The following is a 21,044-nucleotide window of genomic DNA, read 5'->3' as shown; positions in this document are numbered from 1 at the left end:
CGTCGATGGTCACTCCACATACGACCGACCCGACACGACATCGATGCCGCGGCCCGACGAAGTCAGAACAACCCGAGCTGTCCATCGACCAGCGAAGCGAAGTTATCGCCCACGAATGGCAGTATCGCGTCCGCCACCGGCTGCAGTTGTCGCGACACATAATGGTCATAGTCGATGGGCGATGACCGCGTCTCCAACGGTTCGGGCCCTGCGACCGTGATCAGATAGCTGATCCAGCCGCCGTTCTGGTATTGCCGCGGCCGGCCCTGGCGGTCGTTGTAGTCATCCGCCAGGCGCGCTGCCCGCACATGCGGCGGCACGTTGCGCTGGTAGTCATCGAGCCGCCGGCGCAGGCGCTTGCGATAGATCAGCAGCTCATCCAGCTCACCGGCCAGCGTGCGCCGCACATAATCACGGACGTAATCCTGGTGCGGCTGGCGGTGAAAGATGCGTTGGTACAACTCCTGCTGAAAGCGCTGCGCCAAGGGTGACCAGTCCGTGCGTACGGTCTCCAGACCCTTGAAAACCATGCCGTCACTGCCGTCCGGGCGCGTGACCAGGCCGGCATAGCGCTTCTTGCTGCCCTCCTCCGCGCCACGAATGGTCGGCATCAGAAAACGCCGGAAATGGGTTTCGTACTGCAGCTCCAATGCGCTGGCCAAGCCCAACTCGGTCTGCAGATGTTTACGCCACCAGCCGTTGATGTGCCGCACCAGCTCTTGGCCGATCCTCGCAGCCTCGTCATCCGAATGCGCCTTGCGCAGCCAGACGAACGTGGAATCGGTATCGCCATAAATCACCGCGTGCCCCTGCGCCTCGATCAATTCCCGCGTGTGCCGCATGATCTCGTGGCCGCGCAGGGTGATGGACGAGGCCAACCGCGTATCGAAGAAGCGACAGCCACTAGAACCAAGCACCCCGTAGAACGCATTCATGATGATTTTCAGGGCCTGCGACAACGGCTTGTTGTGCTCACGCTTCGCCGTTTCGCGACCTTCCCAGACGCGCTCCACGATTGCCGGCAGGCAGTGCCGGGTGCGTGAGAAGTGCGCCCCGCGAAAGCCGGGGATCGACTCCTCGTCGGTCGGGTGACGCAGCCCCTCGATCAACCCCACCGGGTCAATGAGAAAGGTGCGAATGATCGAGGGATAGAGACTCTTGTAATCAAGCACCAATACGGACTCGTACAACCCCGGCTGCGAGTTCATCACGAAGCCGCCTGGGCTGGCTTCGGCCTGACGTTCACCGAGATTAGGCGCCACGAAGCCTTGGCGGTGCATCAGCGGCATGTACAGGTGTTCGAACGCAGCGACTGAGCCGCCACTGCGATCCGCGGCCAAGCCGGTCACGGTGGCGCGCTCGAGAAGAAACGTCAGCAATTCCGTGTGGGCGAAAATGCGTGTTACCAGCTCACAATCCTTGAGGTTGTAACGCGCCAGGGCCGGCTTGTCCTCGGCGAACATGCGATCGATTTCCGCCATTCGCTGATAGGGATTGTCGATCGCTTTCCCTTCGCCCAACAGTGTTTGCGCGACGTTCTCCAGACTGAACGAGGAAAAACTCCAGGTCGCTGAGCGCAGCGCCTCGATGCCATCAATGATCAACCGCCCCGCTGCTGCGGCGAAAAAGTGATTGCCGCGCCCGCCATGCTCGCGCCATTCCACCTCTTCGCCACCCCGACCCAGGCGCAATGGGACCTGCAGCCGCTGAGAATGCTCGTGCAACACGCGCAGATCGAACTGCACCAGATTCCAGCCAATCACGGCGTCGGGATCGTGCTCGGCGAACCAGGCGTTCAGCCGTTCGAGTAACTGGCTTCGGGTTTCGCAGTATTCCAGCGAAAAATCGACGGCGCTGCCCTGGCTGTTTTCCGGTCCGAGCATATAGACCTGGCGCTGACCGCAGCCCTCCAGGGCAATGGAATAGAGATCGCCACGGGATGTGGTTTCGATATCCAGCGAGACCAGTCTGAGCGCCGGGCGGTAGTCCGGCGCCGGCTTGAGTGGAGCATTGATCGGAGCGCCGCCACCAACAGGCGTGTCCGTGAACGACACCGGCGCGGTGATGAACCGCTCCATCAAATAGCGTTCGGGCGGACGGATATCAGACTCGTAGACATCAATCCCAGCCTCACGCAGCAACCGAGCACAATCCAGCAAGCGTCGGTATGACCGGCAATACAACCCCATCACCGGCCGATGGCGGAAGTCGCATAGTGTCAGCGGCCGCAGCTCGGCGTCACGCTCGCGACGCAAGAGCGACTCTGCGAGCGCGCGCTGCTCCTCGGGAATGAACGCAACCGAATGCTGATGCGGCACACGCACCAGCCGTGCCCCTTCATCAGTAGCAAGCCAGAAACTGACCTCGGTGCCGTCTGGCGTATCGCGCCAGTGCCGGGTCAGGATGAAGCCCCGCTGTTCCTGCGACATCACCCTCCTCTTCGCTTTGCTTCGCGCAATGCAATGGTCCCTGTGCCGTCTGCAGGTAGTTCGCGGACGCTCGTCGAGCATAGACCTGGGACAAGCCAGCCCATTGCAGAGCAATTGGCGGCACCTAAAAGCAAAAACCCCCGAACTCTGGCGAGTTCGAGGGTTTAGGCTTTATGTAATGGCGGAGAGATAGGGATTTGAACCCTAGGTACCCGCGAGGGTACAACGGATTTCGAATCCGTCCCGTTCGGCCACTCCGGCATCTCTCCAGCGGCGCGCATCATAGCAGCTGGATTGAGTTTGTCGAACCCCAACTGCACAGATTTTTATCCGTTTTCAATCTCTTGCGCTTACCGTGACAGGCACTGGCGAGTCCGTTCACTTGTCCCGATCAGGCTGTCAGTCGGGTAAGCGCTTCGCGGTACTTGTCCGCAGTCTTCTGCGCGACGTCTGCCGGAACGGCTGGCGCCGGCGGCTGCTTGTTCCAGCCGGTGGATTCCAGCCAATCGCGGACGAACTGCTTGTCGAAGCTCGGCGGGTTCTTACCTTCTTCGTAGCTGTCGGCCGGCCAGAAGCGGCTGGAGTCGGGCGTCAGCACTTCGTCCATCAGCGTCAGTGTGCCATCTTCATCCAGACCGAATTCGAATTTGGTGTCGGCGATGATGATGCCCCGCGTGGCCGCGTATTCGACCGCAGCGCTGTACAGGGCGATGGATACGTCGCGCACCTGAGCAGCGAGCTCCTTGCCGATGATCGCTTCGCACTGCTCGAACGAGATGTTCTCGTCGTGGTCGCCCACGGCAGCCTTGGTCGAAGGTGTGAAGATCGGCTGCGGCAGCTTGGCAGCTTCCTTCAAACCGGCCGGGAGCTGGATGCCGCAAACCGTGCCGCTCTTTTGGTATTCCTTCCAGCCGGAGCCGACGATGTAGCCACGCACAATCGCCTCCACCGCTACCGGTTTGAGACGCTTGGCCACTACGGCACGCCCTTCCACCAGCGGCAACTCGGCAGCCGGCACCACATCTTCGACCTTGTCGCCAGTGAAGTGATTGGGGATCAAGCCCGCAAGCTTGTCGAACCAGAAGTTGGAGATGGCGGTGAGGATCTTGCCCTTCTCCGGAATCGGCTCAGCAAGAATCACGTCGAAGGCCGAAAGGCGATCGGTGGCGACCATGAGCATGCGTTTATCGTCGATCTCGTAGAGATCACGTACCTTGCCCGAATAGATCTTCTTCAGGCTGAGGGCGGTGGGAGTGGTCATACGAAAACTTCCGCGGGTTGGCAGGTCGGCAGAAACGAAACAGGCGAAACCTTGAGGTTTCGCCTATCCGTGTCGTGTTGCAGGGCGGCTTTCGCTCAGCCCAGGTTGTCCTTGATCAGACCGAGCACTCGGCGAGCTACGTCAGCTGGCGCGACGGTGTCGATGCTCTTGTCCAGGGTTACCTGGACGCCATTACCGGCACGTGTCAGGCGCACCTGATAGCGCTCGGCCCGCGCCTCGATGTCGTCTTTGTCCGCGCCGCCAAACAGGCGACTGAAGAAACCGGGCTTGTCGTCTGGATCGTTGGCCCGCTCGCTCAAATTCACGTAGTAAACACCCAGGCTGCGGTCCAGGTCGTCGACCCGCACGTCTGCCGCCTGGAGCGCACGACCGATGCTCGACCAGGCTCGGTCGAAATCGCTGTCGAGCTGCAGCAGCGGATTGCCGCTACCGTCCTGGGTCAGGTTAACGCGGCTTGGTGCGTCGAAGTCGCGCTCGGCCAGCAGCGATACGGAGCCACCCTGGCGGGCACTGCGGTTCAGGCTCGCCTGCAGCTCATCGAGCAGCACCCGATCGAGCTCCTTGTTGCTTGAGGTTTCAGGCCACGCCACATCGGCAGTGCTGCCGGCAGGACGCTTGACGCTAACCACGAAGATCTCGCTGGTGTTGCGCTGCACGCCGGGCTCGACGCGAACTCGCACGCGTGTTTCGCCATCCTGAATGCCCAGGTTACGCACCAACGCTTCGTCCAGCCCCGCGGCGGCCTGCCAGGCCGTGGCGAACTCGCCGGTCTGGCGGCGCTCGTCAGCGATGCTGAAGCCCTTATCGGTGAAGAACTGCCGCGCGGCGATCCACACCTGAGCGGGTGCGTATTGCGCTACCAGCCAACGGGAATCAGCGGAGGACTGCACGCTGAAATCACTGATATCCGCAGCAACCTGCAAGCGCTGGGGACGCGGCACTTCGTACTTGCCAGCATGGCTGCTGTCGGCAACCTGACGAGGGACCGGCAGCAGCGGATCGAGCGGGCGGACCTCACCATCCACGGCAACCTGCATCGGAGCAGTCTGGCGGGCCGAAAGGTAGTCGCTGCCGCGGTCGCGGAAATATCCATCGTCGCCCCACAGCCAGCCGCAGCCACTGGTTGCAGAGATCATCAGGGCAAGGGTCGAGAATCCGGCCAGTCGCTTCATGCGTATTCCTTTGTTGTTAAGCCAGCACGCCGGTTTGGCGCATCGCCTGGCGCAGCGGTTCCTGGAAGCTCTGGCTAAGCCAGGTCAGTGGCAGACGGATGCCATTGCCCATCAGGCCCATCTCGTGCAATGCCCACTTGACCGGGATCGGGTTGGCTTCCAGGAACAGAGCGCGATGCAGCGGCATCAAACGCTCGTTGATCGCACGGGCAGTGGCGGCATCGCCTGCCATCGCCGAAGCGCAGAGGTCGCTCATGGCGCGCGGCGCCACGTTCGCCGTGACCGAAATGTTGCCCTTGCCGCCCATCAGCATCAACTCGACAGCGGTGGGGTCATCGCCCGAATAGACGAGGAAATCCTTGCTGACGCGATCCAGCACTTCCTGGCCGCGCTTGAGGTCGCCCGTGGCCTCTTTGATACCGATGATGTTGGCTATCTTGGCCAGTCGCTCGACCGTATCCGGCAGCATGTCGCACACAGTACGACCGGGCACGTTGTAGAGGATCTGCGGAATCGCCACGGCTTCAGCGATATGCTTGAAGTGCAGGTACAGGCCTTCCTGGGTCGGCTTGTTGTAGTACGGGGTCACCAGCAGGCAGGCATCCGCACCGGCAGTCTTGGCGTTTTCGGTCAGCTCGACGGCTTCACTGGTAGAGTTGGCACCCGTTCCGGCGATGACCGGGATACGGCCGTTGACCTGATCGACAACGCGCCGGATCACCTCGATGTGCTCGGCGACGCTCAGCGTGGCCGACTCACCCGTAGTTCCGACAGCAACGATTGCATTGGTGCCTTCCTGCAAATGGAAGTCCACCAGTTTGCTCAGGCTGTCCCAGTCCAGACCGCCTTGCGCATCCATGGGCGTGACCAGCGCCACCATACTGCCCGCAATCATGCAACCACTCCTGCCGGATAGATAAAAAGAGGCGTAATGGTACAAGGCTCCCCAGCGCTTTGCGAGTAGCGTGAAGCACGCCGCACGAAGCATATCGACGCCACCCGAAAAGGCCTCCATCGGGCAGCGCGCATTCCCTCCGCCCTCACTTTTCGCTACCCTTAGCCGTTTTCGGCTTGGCTGGCCGACCGATTCACCACCGCCAGGAATGCTGCATGTCCACCCCCCCTCTACCCCGCGAACAATTTCTCGTCATCAGCGCTCTCGGCGCCAACCCAATGGAGCTGACCAATGTGCTCTGCCGGGCCGCCAACGAGAACCGCTGCGCTGTCGTCAGCACGCGACTGACCCGTCACGGTGAATGCAGTGCGCTGGTTCTGGAAGTCACTGGCAGCTGGGACGCGCTGGCCCGGATGGAGACCACCCTGCCAGGCTTGGCGAAGAAGCACGCCTTCACCGCCAACGTCGTACGCAGCGAAGCGTTGGAAATCCGGCCGCAAGCGCTGCCGTACGTGGCTTATGTGAGCGCCGCCTTTCGTCCCGACATCCTCAATGAACTGTGTCAGTTCTTCATCGACCACCTCGTCGAGCTGGAGAGCCTGACTTGCGATACCTATCAGGCACCGCAAACTGGCGGGACCATGCTCAACGCCACGCTAACCGTCACGCTGCCGGCCGGCACGCAGATCAGCTGGCTGCGCGACCAGTTCCTGGATTTCGCCGACGCACTCAATCTCGATGCGCTGATCGAGCCATGGCGTCCGCAGAACCCATAGCCGAAACAGGAGCCAATATGGCCGTTGAAATCGATCACCCCGTTCCGCCCTTCCAAGTCCAGGCCACCAGCAGCCAATTGATCGATCTCGCATCGCTGGATGGCAGGCAAGTCGTGCTGTACTTCTATCCGAAAGACAACACGCCAGGTTGTACGACCGAAGGACAAGGCTTTCGCGATCATCACCCAGCCTTCCTGGCCGCCAACACGCTGATTTTCGGCGTCTCGCGCGACAGCCTGAAAACTCACGAGAACTTCCGCACCAAGCAAGGCTTCCCGTTCGAGCTGGTCAGCGACAAGGACGAGCAGCTGTGCCAGCTGTTCGACGTGATCAAGCAGAAGAAGCTCTACGGCAAGGAGTATCTCGGCGTGGACCGCAGCACCTTCCTCATCGACCGCAACGGCGTGTTGCGTCGGGAATGGCGTGGCGTGAAAGTGCCAGGCCATGTGGAAGCGGTGCTTCAAGCAGCACAGGCATTGAACGAAGCATAAAAAAGGGCTGGCTCAGCCAGCCCCTCGCTTAGCTCATTCGCTGGGAGTAACCACCGCAGGCTCGCGTGGCCAGGCGTAGAGAACAGCCTTGAACAGGGTCGCCAATGGGATAGCGAAGAACACGCCCCAGAAGCCCCAGAGACCGCCGAACAACAGAACCGCGCAAATGATCGCGACCGGGTGCAGGTTCACCGCCTCGGAGAACAGCAGCGGCACCAGCACGTTACCGTCCAGCGTCTGGATGATTGCGTACGCCACCATCAAGTAGAAGAACTGGTCGCCCAGCCCCCACTGGAATATCCCAATCAGCGCGATAGGGATGGTGACAACAGTCGCGCCGATATAGGGCACCACGACCGATATCCCCACCAGCATCGCCATCAGCGCCGCGTAGTTGAGCCCCAGAGCAGCAAAGACCGCGTAGGACACGACGGCCACGATCAGTATCTCGATCACCTTGCCACGGATGTAATTGGCGATCTGCAGGTTCATTTCCTGGGAAACCTGGGTGATCAAGCCACGCTCGCGTGGCAGGTAGCCCTTGATCCAGCCGCTGATCTGCTCGCTGTCCTTCAGGAAGAAGAACACCAGGATCGGGACCAGTACCAGGTAGATCATCAACCCGATCAGCAATGGCAGGCTGGACAGCGAGGAGGTCAGCACCACTTGGCCATAACGACCGATCTCGCCGCGCATGAAATCGATGCCGCGTAGCACCTGCTCTTCGGTTACCAACTGCGGATAGCGCTCTGGCAGCAGCAACAGCAGAGACTGCCATTCGACCAGCATGCGCGGCAGCTCATTGAACAAGGTCAACAGTTGCTGCCACAGCAGTGGCACGATGAATAGCGTGCACACCACCATGACCCCGATGAACATCAGGAACACCAGCCAGACCGCCAGAAGGTGCGGCACACGCAGGCGCTGCAGCGCACCGACCAGCCCCTGCATCAGGAAGGCTAGCACCAGCCCGGCCAACACCGGCGCGAGCATCTTGCCGAGCGTCAACACGGCCGCAAAGGCAAGGAACAGCAGAACCGCGAGAACAACCGCCTCCTCATCGGAGAAGTAACGCTGCATCCAACCGCGTAGTACCTTGATCATGTATTTCCTCGAAGCGAATCGTCAGGCCTTGCGCAGCCAGTAGCGATAAAGACCATCCTCGGCCTCCTCACGCAGCAACGCATGGCCGGCCAGCTTGGCAAAACTGCGAAAATCTCGCTGCGAACCGGGATCGCTGGCGATGACCTTGAGCACCGCACCACTAGCCAAGCGGTTCAACTCCAGCTTGGCCTTGAGCAGCGGCATCGGACAGTCGAGGCCTACAGCATCCACTTCGGCATCGAATACGAGCGACTGCGATTGTTCGTCAGTCATGGTTCGCCCTCCACAGAAAAGCCTCGCAGCATACCTAGCACACCAGGGCTCTGGCCAGCCGGCCAAGGTCAAGGCTACAGTAGCCGTTCTCACTTCAACGAGCCTGTCTGGATGAAACTGCTGCGCCCTGCCCTGCTCACGCTCACCTGCCTGCTTGTCCAACCGGTGTTGGCCAACGACCTGCCATCGCTCGGCGATGCCAGTTCAGGCATCGTTTCACCGGAACAGGAACATCAACTCGGGCGCGCCTGGCTCAGCCTGCTCCGTGGCCAGGTCAGGCAGCTTTCCGATCCGCAGCTCAAGGACTACGTCGAAAACAGCGTTTATCGCCTGGCCGAGACCAGTCAGCTGCAAGACCGCCGCTTGGAGTTCGTACTGCTGGACAGCCCCCAACTGAACGCCTTTGCCGCACCGGGAGGCATCATCGGGGTCAATGGCGGCCTGTTTATCCACGCCCAGACCGAGGCCGAGTACGCCTCGGTGATGGCTCACGAACTGGCGCACCTTTCACAACGTCATTTCGCCCGCGGCCTTGAAGCGCAGCAGCGCATGCAGCTGCCGCTGATGGCAGCCATGCTGGCCGGCGTCGTCGCCGCGGCAGCAGGCGCAGGCGATGCCGGTATCGCCGCTATCGTGTCCACGCAGGCCGCTGCGATTCAGGCACAGCGCCGTTTCTCCCGGCAGAATGAACAGGAAGCGGACCGCATCGGCATCGTCAACCTAGAGCGGGCCGGTTACGACCCACGCGCGATGCCGTCAATGTTCGGCCGCCTCATGCGCCAGTATCGTTACGATCAAAAGCCGCCGGAGTTTCTCTTGACCCACCCGGTCAGCGAGTCGCGCATTGCCGATACCACCAATCGGGCGGAGCAATATCCGCAGGGCGGCGCTCAGGACAGCCTGCGTTACCAGTTGATGCGTGCCCGCACGCAACTCAAGTTTGAAAGCACCCCCGGCGTTGGAGCGAAACGTTTCCGCGCGATGCTCAATGAAAACCCGGAGATGGACGCAGCCCGCTATGGCCTGGCGCTGGCCCAGATCAAGGCAGGCCAGCTCGCAGACGCGAGTAGCAGCCTCGCCCCCCTACTAGCCAAGGCGCCGGACGACCTCACTTACAACCTCGCCCAGATCGAACTGGACATTACCTCCAATCGCCTTCAGCAGGCACAGACGCGCGTACAGCGGCTGCTGCAGCTGTACCCGGGTAACTATCCAGTGCGCCAGATGCACATTGATCTATTGATGGAACAGGGCGAAACGCAGCAAGCCGAACGTGAGCTGGACAAACTTGCAGAACAGCGCCGTCGAGACCCTGATATCTGGTACCAGGTCGCGGAAGTCCGCGGACTGAGTGGCAATATCGTCGGCCTGCACCAGGCGCGTGCCGAATACTTCGCGCTGGTTGGTGATTACGACCAGGGCATCGAGCAGCTCAACCTCGCCAAACGCCGCGCCAGCAATTTCCAGATTTCTGCACGGATAGACGCACGGCAGAAGCAGCTAATGGACGAAAAACGCATGGTCGAGGAAATGCTGCGCTGATTAGGCCAAGGCGCTGAGGCACCCTCAGCGCTGATTCGACCTCAGGCGTTGCCGGCTTGCCTGAGTCGCGCAGCCTGAGTGAAATCGAGCATCCGCTTCAGCGGCTTGACGGCACGCGGAATGAGCGCCGGATCGACGAAGATTTCATTGCTCCCCGCACGCAGGCATTCCAGGGTTCGCTCAAGCGTGTTCATGGCCATCCATGGGCAATGCGCGCAGCTACGGCAGCTCGCGCCCTGCCCGGCAGTCGGTGCCTCAATGAAGGTCTTCTCGGGACATAGCTGCTGCATCTTGTAGAAGATGCCGCGGTCCGTTGCGACGATAAGCGTCTGCTGCGGCAGCGTTTGTGCCGCCTTGATCAGCTGACTGGTAGAACCTACCGCATCGGCGAGCTCGACCACAGCTTGAGGGGACTCAGGGTGCACGAGGATCGCCGCATCAGGGTACAGCGCCTTCATGTCGGCCAACTGCTTGGCCTTGAACTCCTCATGAACGATGCAGGCGCCATCCCAAAGCAGGATGTCCGCGCCGGTTTCACGCTGCACGTAATTGCCCAGATGTTTGTCCGGGGCCCAGATGATCTTCTCACCGTTATCCATCAGGCTTTCGACAATCTCCAGTGCGCAACTGGATGTCACCACCCAATCAGCGCGCGCCTTAACTGCGGCCGAGGTATTGGCGTAGACCACCACAGTGCGTTCAGGATGCTGATCGCAGAACGCCGAGAATTCCTCGACCGGGCAACCCAGATCAAGCGAACAGGTAGCCTCAAGCGTGGGCATCAGCACGCGCTTCTCCGGGTTGAGGATCTTCGCCGTCTCCCCCATGAACTTGACGCCAGCCACCAGCACCGTCTGCGCTGGATGCTCATTGCCGAAACGCGCCATCTCAAGGGAATCAGATACGCAGCCGCCGGTCTCCTCGGCTAATGCCTGAATCACCGGATCGGTGTAGTAATGAGCAACCAACACTGCATTCTGGCGCTTCAATTCAACAGCGATCTCGCTGCGCAACTGCGCCTCCTCTTCATGCGTCAGAGGCCTGGGCTGCTTGGCCGCCAGGTGAGCCTGCACAAGTATGCGTTCGGGTATCTGCGTCATGGTCGCGGGTCCTGCCAGCACGGGATTGCACGATGCGCCGAGTCCAGCGGCGTTAGCCAGCCTGTTCGGGCTTGTCGTAGGGACGGGAGGTGCAGGATTCAGACACGCCTCCTGCCGTTGAACGGGGCAGGAATACTAGCCGAAGCCTTTGCAAAAGGGAAAGCGTGGCGGGATTCGAGCGAAGCAGGGCATTGCACCCCGCAAAAGCAAACCGCCGGCTGGAAGCCGGCGGTTTTGTTGGATCACTCGCCTTTGAGCATGTGTCCACGTTCTTCCAGGTTGATGTGCCACTGCATGGCTTCGCCCAGCAGGTGTGGCGTCTGACCGCCCTTCTTGCAGGCGTCGTCGAAGTACTTGTTCAGCACGTCACGGTAGGACGGGTGTACGCAGTTGTCGATAATGACTCGCGCACGCTCACGCGGAGCCAGACCACGCAGGTCAGCCAGACCCTGCTCGGTAACCAGAATCTCGACGTCATGTTCAGTATGGTCGACGTGCGCGACCATGGGTACGACGCTGGAAATATTGCCGCCCTTGGCGATCGACTTGGTCACGAAGATGGCCAGGTGAGCGTTACGTGCGAAGTCGCCCGAACCACCGATGCCGTTCATCATCTTGGTGCCACCCACGTGAGTGGAGTTGACGTTACCGTAGATGTCGAACTCGAGCGCGGTGTTGATACCGATGATGCCTAGACGACGCACCAGTTCAGGATGGTTCGAGATTTCCTGCGGACGCAGGATTAGCTTGTCCTTGTACATCGCCAGATTACCGAACACGCGATCATTGCAACGCTCGGACAGAGTGATCGAGCAGCCGGAGGCGAACGTCATCTTGCCGGCATCGATCAGCTCGAAGGTGCAGTCCTGCAGCACTTCGGAGTACATGACCAGGTCTTCGAACGGCGAGTCAATCAGACCACACATTACGGCGTTGGCGATGTTGCCGATACCGACCTGCATCGGGCCAAGATTCTTCGCCATACGCCCGGCATCGACTTCGCTCTTGAAGAACTCGACCAGATGGCTGGCAATGGCCTGGGTTTCTTCGTCCGGCGGGGTAACCGTGGAGTAGGAATCTGGCTGATTGGTGATGACGATAGCAGCGATCTTGGCAGGGTCGACCGGGATCGAGGTGGAGCCGAGACGGTCATCGACCTTGGTCAGCGGAATCGGCCCGCGATTCGGACGCTCACCAGGGAAGTAGATGTCGTGGAGACCTTCCAGGTTCAAGTTGTGCGCCAGATTCAACTCGATGATTACCTGATCGGCAAACATCACCAGGTTGGCAGAGTTGCCCACCGACGTAGTCGGAACGATGTGGCCCTGCTCGGTAATGCACAGTGCCTCGATGATGGTGACATCAGGGCGCTTGATCTGATGGTTGCGCATCTGCTCGACGGTATGCGACAGGTGCTGGTCAATGAACATGACCTCGCCCTGGTTGATCGCTTTGCGCAGCACAGGATCTGCCTGGAACGGCATACGACGGGCCAGCAAGCCGGCAGTAGCCATCTTGCCGTCAAGATCGTTACCCAAGCTGGCACCAGTGACCAGGCTGATCTGCAGCTTCTCGTCCTTGGCGCGATCGATAAGCGCAAGGGGCACGGCCTTGGCTTCGCCCGCACGGGTGAAACCGCTCATGCCAACGGTCATGCCGTCGCGGATAAGGGAAGCGGCCTCTTGGGCGCTCATTACCTTGCTCTGCAGAGAGGACAAGCGGATGCGATCAGAATACATTTGAGCCTCGAACCAACGGACAATCAGGAAGTCCGCAGTCTATTACGTTTAAAAACCCTTAAGCCACCTACTAAGGTCGTAGAGAAAAATGCCGCTTATGACCGAACGTAGCACTCAGACGGGCGCCGCTACCGATGTGCAGGTATAAAAAAAGCCGGACGACCTTGAAGGTCTCCGGCTTTTCGCACTCCCGAAGGAGAAATATGGTGGGTCGTGTAGGATTCGAACCTACGACCAATTGGTTAAAAGCCAACTGCTCTACCAACTGAGCTAACGACCCAATGCGGGGCGCATGATACTGATTTGATTGATGAAAACAATCTTTTTTTAAAAAGATTCAATCAATACAGCGTGACGTCAGCCCCGATATCAAGTGCGACGCCATTCAGAAATAGCGGGTCGGATCAGCCAGGCCTGCTTCGGCAAAACCGGCGGCGCGCAGCCGGCAACTGTCGCATCTCCCACATGCCCGGCCATCCGCATCAGCCTGATAGCAAGAAACCGTCATCGCATAATCCACGCCCAAACGAGCCCCTTCCTGGACGATCCGCGCCTTGCTCAGCTCTTGCAGCGGAGCCTGGATACGGAACCCCACCCCTTCCACGCCCGCCTTGGTAGCCAAATTGGCCATGCGCTCGAATGCGGCAACGAACTCCGGACGGCAGTCTGGATAGCCCGAATAGTCGACCGCGTTGACACCGATGAAGATGTCTCGTGCACCAAGCACTTCCGCCCAACCAAGCGCCAGCGAGAGAAAGACGGTGTTGCGTGCAGGAACGTAGGTGACAGGAATGCCTTCACTCGGCACTTCAGGCACATCAATGTTTGCATCCGTCAGCGCCGAACCGCCGATACCGTTGAGGTTGAGCCCAATCACCTTGTGCTCGATCACACCCAGCTGCTTCGCCACGCGCTCGGCAGCCTGCAGCTCGGCGCGATGGCGTTGCCCATAGTCGAAACTCATCGTGTAGCAGGTGTAACCCTGATCACGAGCCATGGCCACGACCGTGGCCGAGTCGAGTCCGCCGGACAGCAGAATGACTGCCTTCTTATCGTTCATCTCGGATACCTTCAATGCGGGTTGTCACAGCCAGCAAACAGCTGACCACAAGAGCCACGATCTCAATGGCCGGGCGCGTCGTTCCAGATGATCTTGTGCAACTGCAACTGCAGCCGCACGGGAAGATTGTCAGCAACGATCCAATCCGAAAGCGCACGGACATCAACCTGGCCGTGACTAGGTGAGAAGAGCACCTCACCCGCGCGCCGATCCAGGCCATATTCGATCAGCTTGCTGGCAGCCCAGTCGTAGTCCTGGCGGGAACAGATGACAAACTTCACCTGATCGTTAGGCGTGAGATAAGCCATGTTCTCGTAGCGATTGCGTGCGACCTCGGCGGAACCTGGTGTTTTGAGGTCCACCACTCGACTAACCCGTTCGTCCACCATGGAAATATCGAGCGCGCCACTGGTCTCCAGCGAAACCTCGTACCCCGCGTCACAAAGCCGCTGCAGCAATGGCATGCAGTTGGGCTGAGCCAAAGGCTCTCCACCGGTTACGCAGACGTAACGGGGATTGTAGGATGCGACACGCTCGGCGATCGCATCGAGAGTCATCAACTCTCCACCACTGAACGCATAAGCGGTATCACAATATTGACAGCGCAGGGGACAGCCGGTCAGGCGAACGAACACAGTAGGCAGTCCACTGGTTCGCGTTTCCCCCTGCAGCGAGTAGAAAATCTCGGTAATTCGCAGAGTCATATCAGCCACGGGCGTGACGGCTAAACAGGCCATCCGCCTCCGTTGCGGGAAATAGGGGCGGCGATTCTAACGAAAAACCCGCACGATGGGCGGGTTTCGTTCATATCGCCAGCGTGATATCAGCGATTGAGTTGCCGCTGAGCCAACTGCGCGGCCGATGTATTCGGGTACTGAGTAACGACCTGGCGCAAAATACCCTGAGCCTTGTCCCGATTACCCAGGCGAATTTCGACGTCGGCCAGCTTGTAGAGCGAATCCGGCACCTTGTTGTGCTGCGGATAAGCCTGGCTGACCCTAGCGAAGGCCTGGCCTGCGCCCTGCAAATCACCCTTGGCCAGATTGACCTCACCCAGCCAGTACTGCGCATTGCCAGCGTACTGACTGTCAGGGTACTTGCGCAGGAAAGCCGCGAAAGCCTGGCTGGCCTTATCGAAGTCTTTCGCCTTGATCAGGTCGAAAGCAGCATCGTAATAAAGCTTTTCTTGGGCAGGATCGCTTGAGCCGCTCTGGGTCTGGCCCTGCGTTGCTGCGGGCGCATTGGTATTGGCCGCAGAAACGTCGCGCGCAGGCGCCGCCTGGTTTGTTGCGGACCCGCTCGACATCCGTCGATCCAGATCCTGATAGCGTTCCAGCCCCTCTTGTTGCAGGCGCTGAATCTGATTCTGTTGTTCTTCAAGCATGCCGCGCAATTGCGCGATCTCTTCCTGCATCTGTTGCAGCTGCATGAAGAGCATGCCCTGCGCCGAAGATGGAGCAGCAGCTCCACCTCCAGCATAGGCACCGTCACCGCTCGGCGCGGCCGTGGAATAGCCAGGGTTACCGCTAGCGGCACCCTGCTCGTAATCCACAACCGGCACTTGAGCCGCCGCCATAAGCGGCAGGCCGAGCACTGTAAAAGTCAGAGCGTGGCGGTACTTGCGCATATCGAATTACTTACGCAGTTCGACGCGACGGTTCTGAGCCCAGGACTGCTCGTCGTTGCCCATGGCAACCGGACGCTCTTCGCCGTAGGAAACCAGTTCCAGCTGAGCCGGGGAAACGCCCTGCAGTACCATGTAACGCTGAACGGCCTTGGAACGGCGCTCGCCCAGAGCCATGTTGTACTCGCGAGTACCACGCTCGTCGGTGTGGCCTTCCAGAACGACGCGAGCGCCGTTGCCTTTCAGGTCCTTGGCGTGAACGTCCAGAGCGCGCATGGCTTCCGGCTTCAGGTCGGAGCTATCGTACTCGAAGTAGAAAGTGGTGATGGCGCGCAGAGCAGCTTCTTCGCTCATGCTGCTATCAACGGAACCGGAATCGGCACCGTAACCAGCGTTCGGATCGATCGCGCCCGAACCTTCGCCCGAATCGTCGCCGCCCTTAGAGGAACAACCAACAGCAACAGCCATGGCCAGAGCCAGAGCGGTGAACTTACCGAATTTCAGCATTTCCATGTGTAACAACCCCAGGTGTGTTTTTGGTTAAAAAGCGTTGATACCGCATCAGTTCAGGTAAGGGGACCAGGACGGCTCTCGGACTTCTCCTTGAGCTGTTGGAAGCGGGAGCCTAACGCGTCCATTGATGGACACGAGCATCAAGACTCCCCGGCCCTGCTGGCGGGTGGCGTAGATTAGCATGGTGCCATTAGGCGCAACAGTAGGAGACTCATCCAGACTGGTATCCGAAAGTATCCGCAGATTGCCCCGTTGCAGATCCTGTGCAGCAACCTTGAAGTTCGTGTAACCGTCCTGACGGTGGATCATGACCAGAGTCTTCTCATCAGCCGACAGTTTAGGGTTAGCGTTGTAGTTACCGACGAACGTCACGCGCTCGGCCGAGTTGCTGCCTATCCGCTGTTTGTAAACCTGCGGTTTGCCGGCGCGATCGGAAGTGAAGTAAATAGTTTGACCGTCCGCGCCCCAGAAGGGTTCGGTATCAATGGCGTAGTGATTGGTCAGACGCTGCAGCTGGCGTGACCCCAGATCCATTACGTATATCTCGGGATTGCCATCCTTGGACAGCACGAACGCCAGGCGATTGCCATCTGGCGAGAATGCCGGCGCGCCGTTCAGGCCCTCGAAATTGGTGATTTGCTCGCGGCGGCCGGTGTCGATGTGCTGGATGAAAATCCGCGGGCGCCTCTGTTCGAAAGACACGTAGGCAATACGGCGGCCGTCCGGCGAGTAACGCGGCGAGAGGATCGGCTCACGCGATTGCAGCAAGGTCACTGCGCGGGCACCGTCATAGTCGGAGCGCTGCAGCGTGTAGCGAGTATTAGCGCCACCCAGTCGTTCGACGGTGACATAAAGCAGACGGGTGGAAAACGCGCCCTTGATGCCGGTCAGCTTCTCGAAAGACTGATCTGCTGCATGGTGACCCATATCGCGCAGCTGATCGGGAGAGCCTCCGACCGTTCCAGTCATGACCTGCTGCTCGGTGGTTACGTTGAATACCTCGTACCGGATCTGCAGCCGACCACCAGCCGGCTCGATGTTACCGACCATTACGTATTGGGCACCTAGCGCCTTCCAGTCGCGATAGATGATCTCGCTGCCGCGCGTCGGCATGCTGATCATGTTCTGCCGCGGAATCGGCTGAAAGATGCCGGAATTACGTAAATCGTTGCTGACGATTTCCGCCATGTCCTCAGGCAACACAGTACCGCCCTGCCAGCCGAACGGGACCACCGCGATTGGAATCGCACGGTCGGCGCCGCTGGTAACCACAATGTTCTTTTCCTGCGCCACCGCCATTCCCGCCAGGCAGCAGAGCAGGACAAATAGACCTCGAAGGGAATTGATCACAACGCAAGATCCTCAGGCGTGAATGTCATTTTGAAGGACCGGTAAGGCTGGAAGTCCTGCGGGCTCAGGCCCTGCATTTCTGTCAGCCGACCGATGTTCTTAACTGCGGCAACCGCAGAATTGTCGAATGGCGCATCACCGCTGGAGCGAGAGACGCTAACGCTGGTAATGGTGCCATCTGGAAGCATATTTACCTGAAGCTGCACGGTCATGTTGTTGCGCGCCGACGGCGGACGCGTCCAGCCTTCTGCCGCGCGCAGTCGAATCAAGTCGTCGAAGTTGCCGGCCACTTGGTCACCATGGCTATCAGCCAACGCCTGCTGACGCTCGGTAGTGTCCGAGAGCAACTCGGCAAGTGCCTGTGCTTTCTTGTCTTCTGCCGCTTTGCGTGCCGCATCGGCTGCCGCCTTCTTCTTGGCGTCTTCCGCTGCTTTCTTCTTCGCCGCTTCGGCTGCCGCTTTTTTCTTGGCCTCCTCCGCTGCCTTCCGCTTGGCTTCTTCGGCGGCCTTTTTCTTGGCCTCTTCTGACGCTTTCGTCTTGGCCAGCTCTTCGGCCGCCTTCTTCTTTGCGATCTCGGCTTGCTTCTGTTGCTCGACCTTCTTGGCCTCCTCGGCCTTCTTCGCAGCTGCTGCTTTATCGGCCGCAGCTTTCGCCGCATCGGCCTTTCGAGCCTCTTCAGCCTTCTTTTGTTCCGCAGCGCGGGCGGCAGCGGCCTGCTTTTCCTGCTCGACCTTGCGCTGTTCCATCTGCTCGCTTTCGAACTGCTTGGCAGCGGTCTTCTTCGCTTCGCCCGCGATCTTTTGGTTGGTCTGAGTAGTTGCCTGGCTCTGGGACTTCAACTGGTACAGGGTGGCCTGCACGATCGGCTTGGAAGGCGGCAGCTCGGGTGTCATTGAAAAGCTGACGAACAGCATGCCGAAGATAATGACGTGCAGGCCGACCGCCAGCACGGTCGGCCAGAAGTAGCTCTGCGAAGGCGACGAGTCACGCTGCTGCATCAAGGCGCCTCGGTGATCAGGCCGACATTACCAACGCCGGCTTCCTGCAAACCGCCCATGGCCGCCATGACCGAGCCGTAATCCACGGCACGGTCGCCACGGATGAATACCTGCGTGTCTGGACGCTGACGCATGATGGCGACGACCGCCTGCGTCATATCAGCCAATGCGACAGCCTCGTTACCCCTGCTCTCTGTATCGACCTCGCTGCCGACGTTCCAGTAGTAGGTCTTGTCGGCCTTGATCGAGATGGTCAACACCTGCTTGTCGTTATCTTGCGGCAAGGCCTCGCTGCTGACCTTGGGCAGATCGACCTTGACGCCCTGATTGAGCATCGGCGCCGTAACCATGAAGATGACCAGCAGTACCAGCATCACATCGATGTAAGGCACTACGTTCATCTCGGCGACGGGCTTGCGTCTATTGCGGATTCTGGCCATGGCCGTGGGCCTCAGTCTTCAGTGGTGTGAACTTTGCGATGGAGGATGGCCTGGAACTCATCGGCAAAGGTGTAGTAGCGGCCGATGAGCATCTCGCTGCGTGCAGCGAAACGGTTGTAGGCAATCACCGCAGGAATCGCGGCAAACAAACCGATCGCAGTGGCGATCAACGCTTCAGCGATACCTGGCGCCACGGTAGCCAGGGTTGCCTGCTGAACCTGAGCCAAACCGCGAAAGGAGTTCATGATCCCCCAAACGGTGCCGAACAGGCCGATGTAAGGACTGGTCGAACCAACGGTGGCCAGGAATGGCAAGCTCTGCTCGAGCTTCTCCTCTTCGCGAGAGATGGCTACGCGCATGGCGCGATTGACCCCATCCATCACCGCATCAGGATCGACGCCCTGCTGCTGGCGCAGGCGGGAAAACTCCTTGAAGCCGGCGCGAAAGATCTGCTCGACGCCCGAATCCGGATCAGGATTGCTGCCCGCCTGGCGATAAAGCTTGGACAGGTCAATACCCGACCAGAAGCGCTCTTCGAAGGTATCGAGCGCTCGTTTCGCAGCGCGCAGCAAATTGCCGCGTTGAAAAATCAGAATCCATGAGGTCACCGAGGCGCCTACAAGTATCAGCATGACCAGCTGCACCACGAAGCTGGCGTTGCTGATCAGGCTCCACATGGACATGTGATCGACGTTGGCTTCCACGCTTACTCTCCTGCAGGGGATAGACCCGAACCCGCGAAAGCGATACGTAGCGCTTCGGGGATGGCTCGGGGTTTCAAACTTTCGGCACGTACGCAGGCCACCAGCACCTGCCCCTCACAAAGCAGAACATCATCTACCGCACGCCTGACCTGCTGGCGAAAACGCAGGCTGGCACGATTCAAATCAACCACCTCGGCCGTCACCAGCAATTCGTCATCCAAGCGAGCCGGGGCACGGTAGCGAGCCTCGACTGAGTGCACGACAAACAGCAAGTCCTCACCGGCCAGCTGCGACTGGGCGAATCCCAGACTGCGCAACCGCTCGGTACGAGCTCGCTCCATGAATTTGAGGTAATTGACGTAGTAGACAATGCCGCCCGCATCAGTGTCCTCGTAATAGACCCGACAGCGGTGGGTGAAGATTTCAGCTCCGGCTTGCGCGCGCATACTAGTGCTCGGCCTTGTAAATGCCAATCGGGTAAGAGAACAATATTTTCGTCAAACTATGTCGCCATCGAACAGATCCGGCGTCGGCGCGTCGCTCATGCGCTTGGGCAGGTTGAGGCCGAAGTGCAGATAGGCGTGACGAGTCACGACCCGGCCGCGCGGTGTACGCATGATGTAGCCCTGCTGGATCAGGTACGGCTCGAGCACGTCCTCGATGGTATGGCGCTCTTCGCTGATTGCCGCAGCAAGACTATCAATCCCTACCGGGCCGCCATCGAACTTCTCGATCAGCGTCAATAGCAACCGGCGGTCTTGGTGATCGAAGCCACGCTCGTCGACGTCGAGCATGTTCAGCGCAAGATCGGCAATCTGTCGGGTGATTTCGCCGCGACCGCGGACCTCAGCGAAATCCCGCACGCGGCGCAACAGACGATTGGCGATTCGCGGAGTCCCGCGGGCTCTCCGAGCGATCTCAAACGCACCCTCGGCCTCGGTAGGCAGCCCGAGAATGCTGGCCGAGCGGCTGACGATGGTAGCTAGGTCCTCGGTGGAGTAAAACTCTAGCCGCTGGACGATGCCGAATCGATCACGCAGAGGATTGGTCAGCATGCCGGCACGGGTAGTGGCACCCACAAGGGTGAATGGTGGCAGATCCAGCTTGATCGACCGAGCCGCCGGCCCCTCGCCGATCATGATATCCAGTTGAAAATCTTCCATCGCCGGATACAGCACTTCCTCGACGATGGGCGAAAGCCGATGGATCTCGTCGACGAACAGCACGTCGCCTGCTTCCAGGTTGGTCAGCAATGCCGCGAGGTCGCCGGGCCGCTCAAGCACTGGCCCAGATGTGCTCTTGATCGACACACCCATTTCTTCGGCAATGATGTTCGCTAACGTGGTCTTGCCCAACCCAGGCGGACCGAAGATCAGCGTGTGATCGAGTGCTTCCTGGCGGCCCTTGGCGGCGCGAATGAAGAGGTCCATTTGCTCACGAACGACCGGCTGACCGATGTACTCGGCCAGCGTCAAGGGGCGAATCGCGCGATCCACTTGCTCGTCGCGATCTCGACTGCCTGCCGTGACGATACGATCCGCTTCGATCATGG

Annotated in this window: 21 protein-coding genes and 2 tRNA genes; 3 read left to right on the top strand and 20 right to left on the bottom strand. The window is 59.8% G+C overall.

Annotated features, from left to right (window positions below; all coding sequences use genetic code 11):
* Nucleotides 1-62: 62 nt before the first annotated feature.
* The 5 genes from SM130_RS07140 to dapA form a co-directional block, all read right to left on the bottom strand.
* The gene (locus SM130_RS07140; RefSeq protein WP_102823426.1) at nucleotides 63-2,429 is read right to left on the bottom strand and encodes a DNA polymerase II; all 2,367 of its coding nucleotides are present in this window, start codon (nucleotides 2,427-2,429) and stop codon (nucleotides 63-65) included.
* Nucleotides 2,430-2,608: 179 nt separating this feature from the next.
* A tRNA-Ser gene (locus tag SM130_RS07135) sits at nucleotides 2,609-2,698 on the bottom strand.
* A gap of 122 nt (nucleotides 2,699-2,820) precedes the next feature.
* Nucleotides 2,821-3,690 carry a phosphoribosylaminoimidazolesuccinocarboxamide synthase gene (locus tag SM130_RS07130; protein ID WP_102823425.1) on the bottom strand — a complete coding sequence of 290 codons (870 nt, stop codon included), beginning with the start codon at nucleotides 3,688-3,690 and terminating at the stop codon, nucleotides 2,821-2,823.
* Between the two features lie 95 nt (nucleotides 3,691-3,785).
* Nucleotides 3,786-4,883 (bottom strand): outer membrane protein assembly factor BamC, encoded by a 1,098-nt coding sequence (bamC, locus tag SM130_RS07125; RefSeq protein WP_102823424.1) that lies wholly within the window; start codon nucleotides 4,881-4,883, stop codon nucleotides 3,786-3,788.
* A gap of 16 nt (nucleotides 4,884-4,899) precedes the next feature.
* Nucleotides 4,900-5,778 (bottom strand): 4-hydroxy-tetrahydrodipicolinate synthase, encoded by an 879-nt coding sequence (gene dapA / locus SM130_RS07120; RefSeq protein WP_102823423.1) that lies wholly within the window; start codon nucleotides 5,776-5,778, stop codon nucleotides 4,900-4,902.
* 215 nt (nucleotides 5,779-5,993) lie between these two features.
* On the opposite strand from dapA, the gene SM130_RS07115 reads away from it, so the two are divergent.
* Both SM130_RS07115 and SM130_RS07110 read left to right on the top strand, forming a co-directional pair.
* Nucleotides 5,994-6,554, top strand: coding sequence for a glycine cleavage system protein R (locus SM130_RS07115; RefSeq protein ID WP_102823422.1), 561 nt, complete (start codon nucleotides 5,994-5,996; stop codon nucleotides 6,552-6,554).
* 17 nt (nucleotides 6,555-6,571) lie between these two features.
* Complete coding sequence (locus SM130_RS07110) at nucleotides 6,572-7,045, top strand: peroxiredoxin (RefSeq protein ID WP_102823421.1); 474 nt, start codon at nucleotides 6,572-6,574, stop codon at nucleotides 7,043-7,045.
* A gap of 33 nt (nucleotides 7,046-7,078) precedes the next feature.
* Here the strand turns inward: SM130_RS07110 and SM130_RS07105 are convergent, their stop codons facing one another.
* Nucleotides 7,079-8,149, bottom strand: coding sequence for an AI-2E family transporter (locus SM130_RS07105; protein ID WP_102823420.1), 1,071 nt, complete (start codon nucleotides 8,147-8,149; stop codon nucleotides 7,079-7,081).
* A gap of 21 nt (nucleotides 8,150-8,170) precedes the next feature.
* Nucleotides 8,171-8,422, bottom strand: a complete 252-nt coding sequence (locus SM130_RS07100) for a sulfurtransferase TusA family protein (protein WP_102823419.1) — start codon at nucleotides 8,420-8,422, stop codon at nucleotides 8,171-8,173.
* Between the two features lie 111 nt (nucleotides 8,423-8,533).
* Between SM130_RS07100 and SM130_RS07095 the strand changes: the two genes are divergently transcribed.
* Nucleotides 8,534-9,964, top strand: a complete 1,431-nt coding sequence (locus SM130_RS07095) for a M48 family metalloprotease (protein WP_102823418.1) — start codon at nucleotides 8,534-8,536, stop codon at nucleotides 9,962-9,964.
* Between the two features lie 41 nt (nucleotides 9,965-10,005).
* On the opposite strand, the gene nadA is transcribed toward SM130_RS07095, so the two are convergent.
* The 13 genes from nadA to ruvB form a co-directional block, all read right to left on the bottom strand.
* Entirely contained in the window at nucleotides 10,006-11,064 is a 1,059-nt protein-coding gene (nadA, locus tag SM130_RS07090; protein ID WP_102823417.1) for a quinolinate synthase NadA, read from the bottom strand.
* 242 nt (nucleotides 11,065-11,306) lie between these two features.
* Complete coding sequence (locus SM130_RS07085) at nucleotides 11,307-12,803, bottom strand: acetyl-CoA hydrolase/transferase family protein (protein ID WP_102823416.1); 1,497 nt, start codon at nucleotides 12,801-12,803, stop codon at nucleotides 11,307-11,309.
* Nucleotides 12,804-13,007: 204 nt separating this feature from the next.
* Nucleotides 13,008-13,083 (bottom strand) — tRNA-Lys (locus tag SM130_RS07080).
* A gap of 105 nt (nucleotides 13,084-13,188) precedes the next feature.
* Nucleotides 13,189-13,863, bottom strand: coding sequence for a 7-cyano-7-deazaguanine synthase QueC (queC, locus tag SM130_RS07075; RefSeq protein ID WP_102823415.1), 675 nt, complete (start codon nucleotides 13,861-13,863; stop codon nucleotides 13,189-13,191).
* A gap of 62 nt (nucleotides 13,864-13,925) precedes the next feature.
* The gene (gene queE / locus SM130_RS07070) at nucleotides 13,926-14,567 is read right to left on the bottom strand and encodes a 7-carboxy-7-deazaguanine synthase QueE (protein WP_181019214.1); all 642 of its coding nucleotides are present in this window, start codon (nucleotides 14,565-14,567) and stop codon (nucleotides 13,926-13,928) included.
* 119 nt (nucleotides 14,568-14,686) lie between these two features.
* Nucleotides 14,687-15,490, bottom strand: coding sequence for a tol-pal system protein YbgF (ybgF, locus tag SM130_RS07065; protein ID WP_102823413.1), 804 nt, complete (start codon nucleotides 15,488-15,490; stop codon nucleotides 14,687-14,689).
* A gap of 6 nt (nucleotides 15,491-15,496) precedes the next feature.
* A complete protein-coding gene (gene pal, locus SM130_RS07060; RefSeq protein ID WP_102823412.1) occupies nucleotides 15,497-16,000 on the bottom strand; it encodes a peptidoglycan-associated lipoprotein Pal in 504 nt (167 codons plus the stop codon).
* A gap of 48 nt (nucleotides 16,001-16,048) precedes the next feature.
* Nucleotides 16,049-17,350: a Tol-Pal system beta propeller repeat protein TolB gene (gene tolB / locus SM130_RS07055; RefSeq protein ID WP_102823411.1), complete on the bottom strand. Its 1,302-nt coding sequence runs from the start codon at nucleotides 17,348-17,350 to the stop codon at nucleotides 16,049-16,051.
* On the bottom strand, nucleotides 17,347-18,348 hold the full coding sequence (gene tolA / locus SM130_RS07050; RefSeq protein WP_102823410.1) for a cell envelope integrity protein TolA: 1,002 nt from the start codon (nucleotides 18,346-18,348) through the stop codon (nucleotides 17,347-17,349). Before tolA ends, tolB begins: the two co-directional genes overlap by 4 nt.
* Nucleotides 18,348-18,788, bottom strand: a complete 441-nt coding sequence (gene tolR / locus SM130_RS07045; RefSeq protein WP_102823409.1) for a protein TolR — start codon at nucleotides 18,786-18,788, stop codon at nucleotides 18,348-18,350. Before tolR ends, tolA begins: the two co-directional genes overlap by 1 nt.
* A gap of 11 nt (nucleotides 18,789-18,799) precedes the next feature.
* Nucleotides 18,800-19,492 carry a protein TolQ gene (gene tolQ, locus SM130_RS07040; RefSeq protein WP_102823408.1) on the bottom strand — a complete coding sequence of 231 codons (693 nt, stop codon included), beginning with the start codon at nucleotides 19,490-19,492 and terminating at the stop codon, nucleotides 18,800-18,802.
* Between the two features lie 2 nt (nucleotides 19,493-19,494).
* Nucleotides 19,495-19,938 carry a tol-pal system-associated acyl-CoA thioesterase gene (ybgC, locus tag SM130_RS07035; protein WP_102823407.1) on the bottom strand — a complete coding sequence of 148 codons (444 nt, stop codon included), beginning with the start codon at nucleotides 19,936-19,938 and terminating at the stop codon, nucleotides 19,495-19,497.
* A gap of 51 nt (nucleotides 19,939-19,989) precedes the next feature.
* Nucleotides 19,990-21,042, bottom strand: coding sequence for a Holliday junction branch migration DNA helicase RuvB (gene ruvB / locus SM130_RS07030; protein WP_102823406.1), 1,053 nt, complete (start codon nucleotides 21,040-21,042; stop codon nucleotides 19,990-19,992).
* Nucleotides 21,043-21,044: the final 2 nt, after the last annotated feature.

Source organism: Stutzerimonas stutzeri (genome assembly GCF_038561965.1).
Classification (GTDB): Bacteria; Pseudomonadota; Gammaproteobacteria; order Pseudomonadales; family Pseudomonadaceae; genus Stutzerimonas; species Stutzerimonas stutzeri_AA.
The sequence above is the reverse complement of the archived record's forward strand: the minus strand, read 5'-3'. Positions and strand labels throughout refer to the sequence as shown.

Coding starts and splice junctions, on each gene's coding strand:
- SM130_RS07140 (WP_102823426.1), bottom strand. CDS start 2,429: ATGTCGCAGGAACAGCGGGGCTTCATCCTGACCCGGCACTGGCGCGAT.
- SM130_RS07130 (WP_102823425.1), bottom strand. CDS start 3,690: ATGACCACTCCCACCGCCCTCAGCCTGAAGAAGATCTATTCGGGCAAG.
- bamC (WP_102823424.1), bottom strand. CDS start 4,883: ATGAAGCGACTGGCCGGATTCTCGACCCTTGCCCTGATGATCTCTGCA.
- dapA (WP_102823423.1), bottom strand. CDS start 5,778: ATGATTGCGGGCAGTATGGTGGCGCTGGTCACGCCCATGGATGCGCAA.
- SM130_RS07115 (WP_102823422.1), top strand. CDS start 5,994: ATGTCCACCCCCCCTCTACCCCGCGAACAATTTCTCGTCATCAGCGCT.
- SM130_RS07110 (WP_102823421.1), top strand. CDS start 6,572: ATGGCCGTTGAAATCGATCACCCCGTTCCGCCCTTCCAAGTCCAGGCC.
- SM130_RS07105 (WP_102823420.1), bottom strand. CDS start 8,149: ATGATCAAGGTACTACGCGGTTGGATGCAGCGTTACTTCTCCGATGAG.
- SM130_RS07100 (WP_102823419.1), bottom strand. CDS start 8,422: ATGACTGACGAACAATCGCAGTCGCTCGTATTCGATGCCGAAGTGGAT.
- SM130_RS07095 (WP_102823418.1), top strand. CDS start 8,534: ATGAAACTGCTGCGCCCTGCCCTGCTCACGCTCACCTGCCTGCTTGTC.
- nadA (WP_102823417.1), bottom strand. CDS start 11,064: ATGACGCAGATACCCGAACGCATACTTGTGCAGGCTCACCTGGCGGCC.
- SM130_RS07085 (WP_102823416.1), bottom strand. CDS start 12,803: ATGTATTCTGATCGCATCCGCTTGTCCTCTCTGCAGAGCAAGGTAATG.
- queC (WP_102823415.1), bottom strand. CDS start 13,863: ATGAACGATAAGAAGGCAGTCATTCTGCTGTCCGGCGGACTCGACTCG.
- queE (WP_181019214.1), bottom strand. CDS start 14,567: ATGACTCTGCGAATTACCGAGATTTTCTACTCGCTGCAGGGGGAAACG.
- ybgF (WP_102823413.1), bottom strand. CDS start 15,490: ATGCGCAAGTACCGCCACGCTCTGACTTTTACAGTGCTCGGCCTGCCG.
- pal (WP_102823412.1), bottom strand. CDS start 16,000: ATGGAAATGCTGAAATTCGGTAAGTTCACCGCTCTGGCTCTGGCCATG.
- tolA (WP_102823410.1), bottom strand. CDS start 18,348: ATGCAGCAGCGTGACTCGTCGCCTTCGCAGAGCTACTTCTGGCCGACC.
- tolR (WP_102823409.1), bottom strand. CDS start 18,788: ATGGCCAGAATCCGCAATAGACGCAAGCCCGTCGCCGAGATGAACGTA.
- ybgC (WP_102823407.1), bottom strand. CDS start 19,938: ATGCGCGCGCAAGCCGGAGCTGAAATCTTCACCCACCGCTGTCGGGTC.
- ruvB (WP_102823406.1), bottom strand. CDS start 21,042: ATGATCGAAGCGGATCGTATCGTCACGGCAGGCAGTCGAGATCGCGAC.